This is a genomic window from Ralstonia sp. SA306 (assembly GCF_054792405.1).
This window is the reverse complement of sequence record NZ_CP096451.1, coordinates 3,000,337-3,014,996: the sequence shown is the minus strand read 5'-3', so window position 1 is coordinate 3,014,996 and position 14,660 is coordinate 3,000,337. Positions and strand designations below refer to the sequence as shown.

Sequence of the window (14,660 nt, the reverse complement as noted above, 5' to 3'; positions counted from 1 at the left end):
AGGCGGTCTTGGAGTTGCCGCTCCTTGACTGCCGCTGACTGCCTACTGCTCAACTGTCATGCAGCTGCGCGACGCGCTTTAGGCGTATCGAACATCGCTAGCGCGGAGCCCAGCCTTCGACGCATGCTCTCGGATAGAGTCAAGGTCGTTTGCCTGCAAGTCAGCCTGAAGTGCGCCATGCTCACAGAGTGCCTTGATGTCCTTGTCGTCTGTCATGCGCCCAATGGCACGGAAGATGGCGCCCATTGCATTGGCTTGTTCCTCCGTGATATTTGCCGTGCACTCGATGTCGTTTACCGACACCGGCTCAAAGCCGTCGATGATCACGCGTTCGCTAGAATGGATGTCAGCCATGATCAAGCTCCTTATTAGCTTGGTTGTGGTCAGGCAGGTTCGATGCGCCAACATCGTTCCTGCTGCTTGCCTGATTCCGTCAGGCGCGGTCATGCAAACCCTAGGCAGCGTTGCCGAAGCGGCCAATCACCACCTTCTTTTCTTCCGAGATCTGCGCGTCTACAAAATCAGCCCAAAGCTGCAGGATGCGACGCCGCTCCTCTGCGTACTCGGCGCGGTTGTAGACGCCTTTGATTCCCTTGATGTTGTGAGCAAGCGCCTTCTCGATGGCGTCTGACGACTGGCCCATTTCGTGAAGGTGCGTGGACGCGGTCCGGCGGAAGTCATGCAGCACGAAGTGCTGAACCTCCATATCGAGCGCGCGCACAGCAGTGTTGAGCGTGCTCTTGGCAATCGGAACGTCCTTGCCACCGCGACTGGTCGGGAACAGAAACGCGCTGCCTTCGGTGAGGGAGAAGATCTCACGCAGCATGGCGACAGCCTGGGCTGGCAGGTACACCCAGTGCTCTTTGTCCTTCTTCATGCGCTCGGCTGGGATGCGCCAGATCGCGGCATCCAGATCGAATTCTGATTTGCGGGCCTCGATCAGTTCCGACTTGCGCACCATCGTCAGGATGAGCAGGTGCAGCGCCAGCTTATGCAGGCGTCGAATGTCAGAGGCGTAGATGCTCCGCAGAACGTTGCCGATCTCGTCCGGGGTCAGAACGCGGGTGCGGCTCTCTTGCGTGGCGATGAAGCGGGCGACAAGAGCTTGAGCAGGGTTTGTCGTGGCGACGTGGCGCGCAACAGCGTACTCATACATGCGCTTGAGTACGTTGCGCGTGAAGAGGGCCATCTTGGGCGCACCGCGAGCCTTGATCTTGTCGCAGACCTCCAGCACCTCGCCTGGCGTGACTTCCGTGAGCGGCTTCGAGCCGATGACCGGAAGGATGTCCTTGTCCAGGGCGCGTCGCACACCTCGGCGGTATTCCTCTGACTTGTCGGCAATCGTCGCCTCAAACCACTGTGCCGAGAACTCGCGGACGGTGGTCGGTGCGGTATCGGCGCCGCGATCCTTCTTGGATTGGGCAATGGGGGAAGCGCCTGCAGCAACGATCTCGGAATACCTGCGGGCTCGCTCACGCGCTGCGGTGAGGCTGACGGCCGGATAGTCACCGATCGTCACAAGGGGCTGCTGCTTGCCGTGCAGCGAGTAGCGGTACCGCCAGACCTTCGACCCCGACACCATGATCTCCAGCACCAAGCCGCCGCCATCCGCGACCTGGTAACGGGCGGTCTTCGGCTTGAGGGCCTTGATGCGCGTGTCGGTGAGGGGGGTGACTGTCCGGGGCATCTTCTTTAGTACACAGAAAATAACCAAGCAGGGCTTGTGTACTTAACTGTGTACTATAGATCGCTGGGTGTCAATGGGAATCATTGGGCAACGTGAGCCAATAATTCCTTGTAAAACAATGGTTTGCTAGGGTGCTCTTGGCAACCTTGGGCATCCATGGGCAGCCAGTTATTTTCCAATACAAAACCGACTAAAAATCACCCCCAGCAAGTCATCACTCGAAAACGCCCCCGTAATGCTGTTCAACGCCTCCTGCGCAAGCCGCAGTTCTTCGGCAAACAGGTCCAGCGATTGCGCTTGCTGATCTGCGTGCTCTGCGGCCGTGGCCAGATGTTCGCGGGCCGTGCGGAGCGCGGCGAGATGGCGCTCCCGTGCGAGGTAAAGCCCCTCGCCGCCGCCCTGCCAGCCGGCAATCTCCAGTAACGCCGCGCGCAGCAATTCAACGCCCAGGCCATCGCGCGCCGAGAGCCACACCTCGGGCGTCTCTGAATCCACGCGGCCCGGTACGGCCACGCCCGAGAGGTCGATCTTGTTGACGACGCGCAGGGTTGGCACGCCGGCGGGCACGTGCTCGGCGATGCGAGCGTCGATGGTGGCATCTTCGGGCGAGAGGCCGTCGGCGCGATAGTCCGCTGCGTCCAGCAGATGCAGGACGACATCAGCGCGGGCGATGGCAGCCCAGGTGCGCTCGATACCGATGCGCTCGACTTCGTCTTCCGTATCGCGCAGGCCCGCCGTGTCGACGATGTTCAGCGGGATGCCTTCGATCTGGATGGTCTGCTGCACCTTGTCGCGCGTGGTGCCGGCAATGGGCGTGACGATGGCCAGCTCCGCGCCGGCCAGCGCATTGAGTAGCGACGACTTGCCCACGTTCGGCTGCCCCGCCAGCACCACGTGCAGGCCTTCACGCAGCAGCGCACCCTGGCGCGCCTGCGCCAGCACGCCATCCACGGCCGCGCGAATGCCAGCGAGCTGACCGCGCGCGTCGGAGGCTTCCAGGAAGTCGATTTCCTCCTCAGGAAAATCCAGCGTTGCTTCCACCAGCATGCGCAGATGGATCACGCGCTCGACCAGCGCATGCACCGCCTGCGAGAACGCACCATCGAGCGACCGCGCCGCCGAACGTGCGGCAGCTTCGGTGCTGGCCTCGATCAGGTCGGCGACGGCCTCAGCCTGCGCCAGATCCATCTTGTCGTTGAGAAAGGCGCGGCGCGTGAACTCGCCGGGCTCCGCCACGCGCAGGCCGATCTCGCGACCGGCGGCCAGGCAACGCTGCAGCAGCAGCTGCATCACGACGGGGCCGCCGTGGCCCTGCAGCTCCAGCACGTCTTCGCCCGTGTACGAATGCGGCGCGGGAAACCACAGCGCGATGCCGCGGTCGATGGCGTTACCGTCGGCGTCGAGGAAGGGGAGGTAAGTTGCCTGGCGCGGCGTCAGCAGGCGTCCGCACACGGCTTGCATGACGGCCCGCACGTCGGGCCCCGATACGCGCACCACGCCAATGCCGCCCCGCCCGGGGGCGGTGGCAATCGCCGCGATGGGGATCGTGAGGATGGGGGCGCGCGGTGCGGCGGAAGCGTTCGGCAAGGCGGTGGGATGGTCAGCAGCGGTCATGGGCGGTATTGTGCGGCAGCCGCGCAGTTGCGCGCCAGTTTCCAACCCAGGAGATTCGGATGATCGATCACACCGGCGTCGTCGTCAGCGACTTCGAAGCCAGCAAGCGGTTCTACGAACAGGCGCTCAGCGCCATTGGCTTGACCAAGGTGCTGGAGTTTCCAGCGGCCGTCACCGGCCACACCGATGTGGCCGGTTTTGGCCCACCCGGCAAGGCGGAGTTCTGGATTTCAGCGGCGATGGCTGGGCAGGGACCGAACAAGCCGCCGCTGCACGTGGCCTTCCGCGTCGACACGCGTGCCGAGGTGGAGGCGTTCTACGCTGCGGCAACGGCCGCAGGCGGCACCGACAATGGCGCACCCGGCGTGCGCGCGCACTATCACCCGAACTACTACGGTGCTTTCGTGCGCGACCCGGATGGCCACAACATCGAGGCCGTCTGCCACGCTCCCGTTTGAAAAGCTTGAAGCGTTTCAGGCAGGCGTAAAAAAAGGGCACCCGGAGGTGCCCTTTTTGCCGAAGCGCATTCGCCTTACTTGGCGGGTGCCGCCTTCTTGTTGGTACCCAGCATGCGGTTGATCGACCATTGCTGCGCGATCGACAGGCAGTTGTTCACCACCCAGTACAGCACCAGGCCGGCCGGGAAGAAGAAGAACATCACCGAGAACGCGATCGGCATGAACATCATGACCTTGGCCTGCACCGGGTCCGGTGGGGTCGGGTTCAGCCTGGTCTGCACGAACATCGACACGGCCATCAGCACCGGCAGAATGTAGAACGGATCAGGCGTGGACAGATCGTGCACCCAGCCGATCCAAGGCGCACCGCGCATTTCAACCGACGACAGCAGCGCCCAGTACAACGCCATGAACACCGGAATCTGGATCACGATCGGCAGGCAGCCGCCGAGCGGATTGACCTTCTCGGTGCGATACAGCGTCATCATCTCCTGGTTCATCTTCTGCGGATCGCCCTTGTGGCGCTCGCGGATGGCCGTCATGCGCGGCTGCAGGTCTTTCATCTTCGCCATCGAGCGATAGCTCGTGGCCGACAGCGGGAAGAACACGAGCTTGATGAGCACCGTGAGCGCGACGATCGACCAGCCCCAGTTGCCCAGCAGCGCGTGGATCTTCTCAAGCAGCCAGAACAGCGGCTTGGCCACAATGGTCAGCCAGCCATAGTCCTTCACCAGATCCAGGCCAGGGGTGATGGCCTCGAGCATGCGTGCTTGCTGTGGGCCGGCAAACAAGCGTGCCGTGGCCGACACGCTGGAGCCCGGCGCGACTGTGCCCAGCGGCTCCTGGAGTCCGATGCGGTAGAAGTTGGTGTCGACGCGGTTGACGTAGTACTCGCGCTTGACGTTGTCCGCAGGGATCCACGCCGACGCAAAGTAATGCTGCACCATCGCCACCCAGCCGCTGTCGGTCGGGGCCGGCACGTGCGCCTTGCCCTTGTCGATGTCGGCGAAGGTGATCTTGTGGAACTTGTCGCCGTCGGTGTACACGGCCGGGCCGGTGAACGTGCTGTAGAAGCGCGATTGCTCCACAGCGCCGCCGTCGCGGGCCAGTTCCAGGTACAGCGTCGGGTTGATCGGCGCGGTGCCGTCGTTGGTCACGTCGAAACGCGTGTCGATCACGTAGCTGCCGCGCTTGAAGACGTAGGTCTTGGCCAGCTTGGCGCCGCCCTTGTCGGCCGTCAGCGTGATCGACACGTCGTTGCCGGTGCCCAGGTCACGCGGGCCGGCCGATGCCGTGAACACCGTCGTGTGGTTCGGGAAGTCGCCGCCGATGAGGCCCGAGCGCGCCAGATAGGTACGCTCGACGCTGCGGTCGAACAGCACCATCGGGTTGCCGTCGTGGTCTTTCTGGTTGAGCAGTTCCAGCTTGGTGACGATGGCGCCATCGGTGTCGATGGTGGCGCGCAGCAGGTCGGTCGAGATGACGATCTTTTCCGAGGCCGGTGCCTGCGAAGCGGCGCCCGTGGCCGGGGCGGCTTGCGACCCGGTGGCTACCGTCGTGGAGGCGCTGTTCGGCACGTCACCTGCGGGCGTGCTGCCCGGCGCGGCGGCCGTCGACGTGGCCGTTTGCGGCGTCGGGAAGAACATCGACTGGTGGCCATTCGCGCGTTGCCAGTTGTCGAACAGCAGGACAACCGCCAGCGAGAAGATCACCCAGAGAATGGTGCGTTTGATATCCATGTCGGATTACGGTCTGGGAAGGTGAATCGACGGCCGCGCAGGCTGGGAGTCAGCTGCGGTCGCGTCGGTCGATGCGGGATCGTTGGAGCGGGGCACAGCGTCGCCAGCGGCGGGCGGCACAGGATCATACCCGCCTTGTGCGAACGGATGGCAACGGCATAGACGTTTTGCCGCAAGATAACTGCCGTAACCCGGCCCGTGAGTGAGCACGGCGTCGCGCGCGTAGTCAGAACAGGTCGGGAGGAAACGGCATTGCGCGCCCACAAACGGGCTGAACGCCACTTTGTAGATGCGCAGCAGAAACAGCAGCGCGCGCGTCATGGCGTGCTCCCAGCAGTGGGCTGGGGAGGTGTGGCGGCGGGGGGCGCCGGCAGCGGTCTCGTGGCAACCTCAAAGAGCTGAATCAGCTCTTCGCGGCAGATGCGCTTGAAGGCGGCAACGGTGGGCACGTCCTGGCGCGGAAACTTGGCCTGCAGACGGATCAGCACGTCGCGCCCGCCCAGCAGAGGCTGACGTAGGCGGAACAACTCGCGGCACTGACGCTTGATGAGGTTGCGCTCCACGGCGCGCTTGGCGAATTTCTTGCCGATCACCACGCCCAAGCGCGCCTGGACGTTGCCGTTGGCGCGCACATACAGCACGAAGTGACGACTACGCCGGACCGGCCGCAAAGCAAAAACGGATGAAAACTCATCCGTTTTTGTCAGCCTTGCGGCTTTGGGGTAGGCGTGCAGGCCCATCGCCAGCGTGCCGCAAAGCCATGGGCAACGGCCATGAGCCGCCACCCTCGGCGCGGCCGTCTTTAGATGGCCAGGCGCTTACGGCCCTTGGCGCGGCGTGCGTTCAGCACGGCACGGCCACCACGGGTCTTCATGCGGACACGGAAACCGTGGGTGCGCTTGCGACGGGTAACGGAAGGTTGATAGGTACGCTTCATGATGCACTCTCTTGTTAATGGGTGGTGCGGACATCGCCGCACGCGCCGGGCCTAGGGCTGCCCCCGCGGCCTGGTGTCGATTCAGTCAGAGAAATCGCCCACGCAGACCGCCGTGCGCTGTGTTGTTCAGGTCTAGGGTGTCACCGGAACATCGGGCACCGAGAGCATCGGGCCTAAGCCGGATCAGTCGCGACGAAGTGTTTCTCGCCCCGCATCTGACGCGAACAAGCGTGCGCTCCCCTGCTGCGCATCGCAGAACCCGACATTTAAGCGGCATTTCCCGCATCTGTCAAGCCTAACTGATTGGGGATAACGCGCGCCCGGTCCCTCTAATCCACCTGTCGACGAGTTGTCCCCAACGCCTTGTGCGGCTTGGGGCGCTCTGCGAAAAGCCTTGTCGGGATTGGGTTTGCGGTGAGTCAATAAAATCGGTTGTCCACCGCTACTCACAGCAGGTCCACAGGTTATCCACAGACTTATCCTTTGTGGATAACTTTCCGCAGGGGGTACAATCCCGTTCCAATAACGAAAGCCACCCGGTTTCTGGCCAGCGCCAGGGACCCGGCGGCCGGCCCACCCGGGGACGTCATCAGACGCGTGTGGCGCCGGTCAAACACCTAACGATAACGATGCAGGATTTCTGGCATGCGGCGTCTGCTCAGCTTGAGAGTGAGCTAACGCCGCAACAATTCAAGACGTGGATCAAGCCGCTGACGCCGCTGTCATTCGACGAGCAGGCGTGCACGCTGCGGATTGCCGCGCCCAACCGCTTCAAGCTCGACTGGGTCAAGAGCCAGTTCTCTGGCCGCATCCAGTCGCTTGCGTGCGACTACTGGGAGGCGACGGTCGACGTGCAGTTCGTGCTCGACCCCACCGCCGGCCAGCGCCAGGCGGCCTTGCAGCCGTCGCTCGCGCCGGTGCCGATGCAGCCTCTGGGGGCGCAACAGATTCAACCGCGACAGGCCATGTCGGGCGGCAACGGTGCCGCGCATGATGCGGCCAATCTGCGCCCCGCGCAGGCCGTGTATCGCGAAACCGCGCTCGCAACGGCCAGCCATACCGCTGCCGATATCGATGTGCCCGTGATGGACGCCGCCGAAGTCCGTGCCCAGTCGTACCGCATGCCGCAAGCGCCCGCCGTGGTCACGAGCCTGGCCGCGCCGCCGCAGGCGCCGGTGGATGATTCCGTGCACGAGCGCTCGCGGCTGAACCAGATCCTGACGTTCGACAACTTCGTCACCGGTAAGGCGAACCAGTTGGCGCGGGCTGCCGCCATTCAGGTCGCCAACAACCCCGGCAAGTCGTACAACCCGCTGTACCTTTACGGCGGCGTGGGCTTGGGCAAGACGCACTTGATCCACGCCATCGGCAATTTCATGCTGATGGAGAACCCGCGCGCGCGCATCCGCTACATCCACGCAGAGCAGTACGTGTCCGATGTGGTGAAGGCATACCAGCGCAAGGCGTTTGACGACTTCAAGCGCTACTACCACTCGCTCGATCTGCTGCTGATCGATGATATTCAGTTCTTCTCGGGCAAGAACCGCACGCAGGAAGAGTTCTTCTACGCGTTCGAGGCGCTGATCGCCAACCGCGCGCAGGTCATCATCACCAGCGATACGTATCCGAAGGAGATCACCGGCATCGATGACCGCCTGATCTCGCGCTTCGACTCCGGCCTGACGGTGGCGATCGAGCCGCCCGAGCTGGAGATGCGCGTCGCGATTCTGATGAAGAAGGCGCAGGCCGAGAACGTGACCGTGCCGGAAGAGGTGGCCTTCTTCGTGGCCAAGCACCTGCGCTCGAACGTGCGTGAGCTGGAAGGCGCGCTGCGCAAGATCCTCGCGTACTCCAACTTCCACGGCAAAGAGATCACGATCGAGGTCACGCGCGAGGCGCTCAAAGACCTGCTGACGGTGCAGAACCGCCAGATTTCGGTGGAAAACATCCAGAAGACCTGCGCGGATTTTTACAACATCAAGGTCGCGGATATGTACTCCAAGAAGCGGCCGGCCAACATCGCGCGCCCGCGCCAGATCGCCATGTATCTGGCCAAGGAACTCACGCAGAAGAGCCTGCCCGAGATTGGCGAATTATTCGGCGGACGCGACCACACCACGGTGCTGCACGCCGTGCGAAAGATCGCCGACGAGCGCACCAAGGACGCCCAGCTCAATCACGAGTTGCACGTGCTGGAGCAAACGCTCAAGGGTTGACCGCGCGATGGTCAGCAGAGCGCATGGCAACGCCATTCGCCCTGAATCAAGCCTCGATAGACGCCCGCTCCAATGCGGGCGTCTTTTCATGCACAATAGACATATTTGCCGCGCGCGTGACGCTATCCAGCGCCCCCTTATTTGCGGTATAATTTGTGATTAACCCCTTGATTTACAACAACTTTGGGTTAATCGCGAATGCTCCTGCAGGCACCGGCCCACGTGGGCCCAGGCTGGGGCGCGCGCGGTGTCACCTCTCAAGCCAAGGATCGCCTTCATGCAATTGGTCAAAACCTCGCGAGACAACCTGCTGCGTCCGCTGCAAATCGTGAGCGGCATCGTGGAACGCCGACACACGCTGCCCATCCTGGCCAATCTGCTCATCACCAAGCAAGGTGAACGGGTTTCCTTCCTGTCCACCGACATCGAAATCCAGATCACCACGCACGCCGATTGCGGCGCCGGCACCGGCGATGTGGCCACCACCGTGGCCGCCCGCAAGCTGGTCGACATCCTGCGTGCCATGCCTGAAGGCGAAGTCGCCCTCACGCTCAACGACAAGCGCATGACCGTGCAATCCGGCAAGAGCCGCTTTGCGCTGCAGACGCTGGCCGCCGAAGAATTCCCGACCGTCGCAGAGGCAACCGATTTCGGTGCCCGCATCACGGTGCCGCAGAAGACGCTCAAGCATCTGCTGGCGATGGTGCACTTCGCGATGGCCCAGCAAGATATCCGCTACTACCTCAACGGCATGCTGCTGGTGGTCGATGGCAAGCAAGTCATGGCAGTCGCCACCGATGGCCACCGCCTGGCCTATTGCGGCGTTGAAACCGGCGAGCAACCGGCAGGCGCCGGCGGCCGCCACGAAGTCATCATCCCGCGCAAGACCATCCTCGAACTGCAACGCCTGCTGGAAGACGTGGACGATCCCGTCTCGGTGCAACTGGCGTCGAACCAGGTCAAGTTCACCTTTGGCAATATCGAACTGATCTCCAAGCTGGTCGAAGGCAAGTTCCCGGATTTCCAGCGCGTGATCCCGAAGGGTTACCGCAACAGTTTCACGATCGACCGCACGTTCCTGCAGAGCGCGCTGCAACGCACGGCCATCCTGACGACCGACAAGTTCAAGGGCGTGCGCTGCATGCTCGACACCAACGTCCTGAAGATCAGCTCCACCAACGCTGACCAGGAAGAAGCGCAGGAAGAACTCGAAATCGACTACCAGGGCGACGCGCTGGATATCGGTTTCAACGTCACCTACCTGCTGGACGTGCTGGCCAACCTCAAGGCCGAAAAAGTGCAGGTGAGCCTGGGCGACTCCAACTCGAGCGCGCTCATCACCCTGCCGGACGACGACACCTTCAAGTACGTCGTCATGCCGATGCGCATTTGACGCACCGCTGCACCCAGAGCAAGACGAGGGGCTGGATCGTGACGATCCGCCCCTTCGCCGTTTTTAAGCAACCCCGCTGTGTGCGCAAAACGCCCATGGCTGCGAGCAGAACGACATGACCGAAGAGCAGAAACCGCAATCCACCCCCGCCGAGGCCCACAGCTATGACGCCGCCTCGATCCAGATCCTGGAAGGCCTGGAGGCGGTACGCAAGCGGCCGGGCATGTACATCGGCGACACCTCGGATGGCACCGGCCTGCACCACCTCGTGTTCGAGGTGCTGGACAACTCCATTGACGAGGCGCTGGCCGGGCATTGCACCGAGATCCAGGTCACCATCCACACGGACAACTCCATCTCCGTGATCGACAATGGCCGTGGCATCCCGACCGGCATCAAGTTTGACGACAAGCACGAGCCCAAGCGCAGCGCGACCGAGATCGCCATGACCGAGCTGCACGCCGGTGGCAAGTTCAACCAGAACAGCTACAAGGTGTCGGGCGGCCTGCACGGCGTTGGCGTGTCTTGCGTGAACGGTCTGTCGAAGTGGATGAAGGTGACGGTCCGCCAGGGTGGCAAGGTGCATTACATCGAGTTTGCACAGGGCGTTCCGCAAAACCGCCTGATCGAAACGGTGCAAGCGCCGGACGGCCAGATGGTCGAAGTCTCGCCGCTGCGCGTGTCGGGCACCACCGACAAGCGCGGCACCGAAGTGCACTTCCTGGCCGACGAAGAGATCTTCACCAACGTCGAATACCACTACGAGATCCTTTCCAAGCGCATTCGCGAGCTCTCGTTCCTGAACAACGGCGTGCACATCAGGCTGACCGACCAGCGCACCGGCAAGGAAGAAGACTTTGCCTTCTCGGGCGGCGTGAAGGGCTTTGTTGAGTACATCAACAAGAACAAGACCGTGCTGCACCCCACCATCTTCTTTGCCACCGGCGAGAAAGACGGTGTGGCCGTAGAAGTGTCGATGCAGTGGAACGACGCCTACAACGAGCAGGTGCTCTGCTTCACCAACAACATCCCGCAGCGCGACGGCGGAACCCACCTCACGGGCCTGCGCGCCGCCATGACGCGCGTCATCAACAAATACATCACCGACAACGAGATCGCCAAGAAGGCCAAGGTCGACACCTCGGGTGACGACATGCGCGAAGGCCTGACCTGCGTGCTGTCCGTCAAGGTGCCCGAGCCCAAGTTCAGCTCGCAGACCAAAGACAAGCTCGTCTCGTCTGAAGTGCGCCTGCCCGTGGAAGACGTCGTGGCCAAGGCGCTGAGCGACTTCCTGCTGGAAACGCCCGTTGACGCCAAGATCATCTGCGGCAAGATCGTTGAAGCCGCCCGCGCGCGTGAAGCCGCCCGCAAGGCCCGCGAAATGACCCGCCGCAAGGGCGTGCTCGACGGCATGGGCCTGCCCGGCAAACTGGCCGACTGCCAAGAGAAAGACCCCGCGCTGTCAGAACTCTTCATCGTCGAGGGTGACTCCGCAGGCGGCTCTGCCAAGCAAGGCCGCGACCGCAAGTTCCAGGCAATCCTGCCGCTCAAGGGCAAGATCCTGAACGTGGAGCGCGCACGCTTTGACAAGATGCTCTCCAGCCAGGAAGTGCTCACGCTCATCACCGCCATGGGCACCGGCATTGGCAAAGACGACTACAACCTCGACAAGCTGCGCTACCACCGCATCATCATCATGACCGATGCTGACGTGGACGGCTCGCACATCCGCACGCTGCTGCTCACGTTCTTCTACCGCCAGATGCCCGAGATCATCGAGCGCGGCCACGTGTACATCGCCCAGCCGCCGCTCTACAAGATCAAGCACGGCAAGGAAGAGCGCTACATCAAAGACGACGTTGAGATGGCCGCCTACCTCGTGCGCCAGGCCCTGGACACCGCCGTGCTCGTGCGTGCCGACGGCACCGAGATTGCCGGCGACGCCCTGGCCGAACTCGCACGCCAGTACCAGCTCAGCCGCGGCGTGATCGAGCGCCTGTCTCGCGTGATTGACGCCGACGCCCTGCGCGCCATTGCCGAAGGCGTGTCTCTGGACCTCAGCAGCGAAGCCGCAGCCGAAGCCAGCGCCCGCACGCTCAAGGCCCGCCTGTTGGAAATGCAAGGCAACGCCAGCAACGCCAACGGCGGCGCCACCGCAGACGCCTTCATGCAGTACGACGAGAAGAGCGAGAAGTACCGCGTCATGGTGGTACGCCGCCAGCACGGCAACCAGCGCCTCAGCCATATCGACGCAGACTTCGTGGCCGGCGCAGACTACGCCGCCCTGTCGGGCACCGCCGCCACCTTCCAGGGCCTGATTGGCGACGGCGCCAAGGTGCGCCGCGGCACCGGCGACAAGGTGCGCGAGCAGAATGTTGCCGACTTCCACGCCGCCATGACGTGGCTGCTGAGCGAAGCCGAGCGCGGCGTGAGCCGCCAGCGCTACAAGGGCCTGGGCGAAATGAACCCCGAGCAGCTGTGGGAAACCACCATGGACGTCACCCAGCGCCGCCTGCTGCGCGTGCAGATTGAAGACGCCATTGCCGCGGACCAGATCTTCACCACGCTGATGGGCGACGACGTGGAACCGCGCCGGAACTTCATTGAGAGCAATGCGTTGGTGGCGCGGAATATTGATGTTTGATAGCGGCTGTAGACGTAGGGCGCCAGAGTAAGTGCGACTGGCGCCGTAGTTCTGCGACTATGAGACAGAGTTCGCGCAACTGACCTATGACGGACAGTGTGTTTGGTGCGCCTTAGTTCCTGATTGAGAACATGGGCACCATGGTCTGTTCGAGCGGGCCGCTGCTGATTAGCGAGGGGGCGGACTACTGTCAAAAAAGGGTTGCGAAGCTCTCGTCCGCAACCCTTTTTTCTGCGCACGCCTGCGCGAACTGAATTTTGCTAGCCGAGGTCGGCCAACGGGTCGGGGATCTGGCGTCTCGCCACGAACTGTCCAATCACATCAATCCCTGGGAACGCATCGCGTAACTTGCGAGTTGCCGCAACGAAGTGGGCGCCTGTCGTTAGCACATCGTCAAACAAGAGAATCGCCGCAGGACGTGCTTCGGCGCGGCCGAGGGTAGAGTCGAATGCCAGCTCGGCGTAGAGCTCACTAGGCGAGGGTCTGCTATCACTCTCGTGGCTAGCAGCAAACGCGCCACTGAAGGAAAGGCAGTCCCGAATATCCAGTGGCACCCCGGTTTTATCGCGAATAACGTTCATTACTTGCATGTTTCGCGGATCAAACATCGGGTCATGCCTCGCCTTGGATGGTGGCATGGGGACCAAGGCGACTCCCATTTCATGCAACTTATTCCAGTCCCAAAAACCGGAAAACGCATTTCCGATCCTTTGGATGGCTTCTTCCTTGTACCGCCATTCTGGATACTCGCGCCGATCAAGCTTCTTCTTAAAGTTGGCGACGAGTTGGTTGGTTGCGGAGGCATTCCAGCCCGGCCCTTGAATATGTTTCCGCGACGTGTACTCTCCCCAAAAATAGCAGATTGAGTTCGCAGGCAAATGTGAGTGATCGGGACGCTCCAAGTCGCCCATCACGGTTAACCGGGGTGGCATCGTCATAGCAGTTCGCTCAGAATATCGTCCAAATGAGCGACACGCCGCCCCCCAAGCTTCTCATAGCGGTGAGGCCATGTGATCGCCGGGTTCGAAAAATTGCTTTCAAGAATAAATAGCTTACGTCCTTGCTCCAGGGCTGCCTTCGCCTGAATCAACGTTCCAGACGTCTCCCCCGCTTCGACAATGATCGTCGCCTGCGTAAGAGCTGACATGGTTTTATTTCGCTCAGGAAAAAAAAGTCGATTGCCTCTTGGCCCCTGCGCTCTATAGCGCAGTACTGGAACTTGACTTACCAAAAGGAAATCGCGTGCGATGCGTCTTTGCAGCTCCGCATTTTCCTTCGGATACACTTCGCTGATCGGCGTCCCAATAACAGCAATGGTTTTGCCGCCGCAATCGATAGCAGTTTGATGAGCGATCGTGTCTACACCCTGCGCAAGCCCTGACACGATAGTGAAGTCATGCTCAACTAAGCCACGAACAAGCTTTCGTGTACGAGCTATGCCTTCCGGAGATACTTGACGGGTGCCGACGACCGCCACTCTTCGCGGTGACTCAGCGAGCTCCCAATCGCCCAGAAAATAAAGCAGCTCCACTGGCTCGGTTGCATCGCGCAGTCTATCCGGATAATCGGCTGTGCCGTGAATGCGCACACCGAATCTGGTAATGCCGCGTTTCGCCAGTTGCTCGATTACTTCGGTGGCCGTTGATTTCGCGCTAGAATCGTCAACTAAATCGGAAGGTAACCGTCCGGGATTCGAATCGAACAGCGCTGCTAGCCGCTTTGTCGTGGAACCGGGTTGGCGCCATAAATGCTCGTACGCACCAATCTCGACCCGCGTATTGATGGGCTTGTCTGAGAGAAAAGCTTCCAGAGAATTCATAGGCTGCTAAGGTTGGGCGGTTCTGCTGTACGTATACACAGTATTATGACGGATCGGGGACCGCTGCAAGCCTAACTGGGCCTCCGTATCCAAGAAAGTTGTTTTTTGCTCTGACGATGTAGGCAAGCCACTTCCCTCGTTAGAAGGGGATGG

At 61.8% G+C, this 14,660-nt stretch carries 13 protein-coding genes; 4 read left to right on the top strand and 9 right to left on the bottom strand.

The features are described 5' to 3' along the window. Positions 1–78: 78 nt before the first annotated feature. The 3 genes from M1D44_RS14260 to mnmE form a co-directional block, all read right to left on the bottom strand. On the bottom strand, positions 79–354 hold the full coding sequence (locus M1D44_RS14260) for a hypothetical protein (protein ID WP_316852891.1): 276 nt from the start codon (positions 352–354) through the stop codon (positions 79–81). Between the two features lie 100 nt (positions 355–454). Continuing rightward, on the bottom strand, positions 455–1,687 hold the full coding sequence (locus tag M1D44_RS14255) for a tyrosine-type recombinase/integrase (RefSeq protein ID WP_316852890.1): 1,233 nt from the start codon (positions 1,685–1,687) through the stop codon (positions 455–457). A 168-nt stretch (positions 1,688–1,855) separates the two neighbouring features. Then, on the bottom strand, positions 1,856–3,301 hold the full coding sequence (gene mnmE, locus M1D44_RS14250; protein WP_316852889.1) for a tRNA uridine-5-carboxymethylaminomethyl(34) synthesis GTPase MnmE: 1,446 nt from the start codon (positions 3,299–3,301) through the stop codon (positions 1,856–1,858). Positions 3,302–3,360: 59 nt separating this feature from the next. On the opposite strand from mnmE, the gene M1D44_RS14245 reads away from it, so the two are divergent. Next, the gene (locus M1D44_RS14245; protein WP_316852888.1) at positions 3,361–3,759 is read left to right on the top strand and encodes a VOC family protein; all 399 of its coding nucleotides are present in this window, start codon (positions 3,361–3,363) and stop codon (positions 3,757–3,759) included. Positions 3,760–3,833: 74 nt separating this feature from the next. Here M1D44_RS14245 and yidC read toward each other — a convergent pair whose 3' ends face one another. The 4 genes from yidC to rpmH form a co-directional block, all read right to left on the bottom strand. Then, positions 3,834–5,498, bottom strand: a complete 1,665-nt coding sequence (gene yidC / locus M1D44_RS14240) for a membrane protein insertase YidC (RefSeq protein WP_316683929.1) — start codon at positions 5,496–5,498, stop codon at positions 3,834–3,836. Positions 5,499–5,504: 6 nt separating this feature from the next. Then, a complete protein-coding gene (gene yidD, locus M1D44_RS14235; protein ID WP_045205094.1) occupies positions 5,505–5,819 on the bottom strand; it encodes a membrane protein insertion efficiency factor YidD in 315 nt (104 codons plus the stop codon). Further along, complete coding sequence (gene rnpA / locus M1D44_RS14230; protein WP_316852887.1) at positions 5,816–6,238, bottom strand: ribonuclease P protein component; 423 nt, start codon at positions 6,236–6,238, stop codon at positions 5,816–5,818. Before rnpA ends, yidD begins: the two co-directional genes overlap by 4 nt. A 62-nt stretch (positions 6,239–6,300) precedes the next feature. Further along, complete coding sequence (gene rpmH, locus M1D44_RS14225) at positions 6,301–6,435, bottom strand: 50S ribosomal protein L34 (protein ID WP_003262958.1); 135 nt, start codon at positions 6,433–6,435, stop codon at positions 6,301–6,303. Between the two features lie 629 nt (positions 6,436–7,064). Between rpmH and dnaA the strand changes: the two genes are divergently transcribed. The 3 genes from dnaA (at position 7,065) to gyrB (ending at position 12,688) form a co-directional block, all read left to right on the top strand. Then, positions 7,065–8,651, top strand: coding sequence for a chromosomal replication initiator protein DnaA (gene dnaA / locus M1D44_RS14220; protein ID WP_024976992.1), 1,587 nt, complete (start codon positions 7,065–7,067; stop codon positions 8,649–8,651). 277 nt (positions 8,652–8,928) lie between these two features. Then, complete coding sequence (gene dnaN, locus M1D44_RS14215) at positions 8,929–10,044, top strand: DNA polymerase III subunit beta (protein WP_024976991.1); 1,116 nt, start codon at positions 8,929–8,931, stop codon at positions 10,042–10,044. Between the two features lie 115 nt (positions 10,045–10,159). After that, positions 10,160–12,688 (top strand): DNA topoisomerase (ATP-hydrolyzing) subunit B, encoded by a 2,529-nt coding sequence (gene gyrB, locus M1D44_RS14210; RefSeq protein ID WP_316852886.1) that lies wholly within the window; start codon positions 10,160–10,162, stop codon positions 12,686–12,688. A 260-nt stretch (positions 12,689–12,948) separates the two neighbouring features. On the opposite strand, the gene M1D44_RS14205 is transcribed toward gyrB, so the two are convergent. Both M1D44_RS14205 and M1D44_RS14200 read right to left on the bottom strand, forming a co-directional pair. Next, positions 12,949–13,626, bottom strand: a complete 678-nt coding sequence (locus M1D44_RS14205) for a hypothetical protein (RefSeq protein ID WP_439004605.1) — start codon at positions 13,624–13,626, stop codon at positions 12,949–12,951. Continuing rightward, complete coding sequence (locus M1D44_RS14200; protein ID WP_439004604.1) at positions 13,623–14,507, bottom strand: DNA-processing protein DprA; 885 nt, start codon at positions 14,505–14,507, stop codon at positions 13,623–13,625. Before M1D44_RS14200 ends, M1D44_RS14205 begins: the two co-directional genes overlap by 4 nt. Positions 14,508–14,660: the final 153 nt, after the last annotated feature.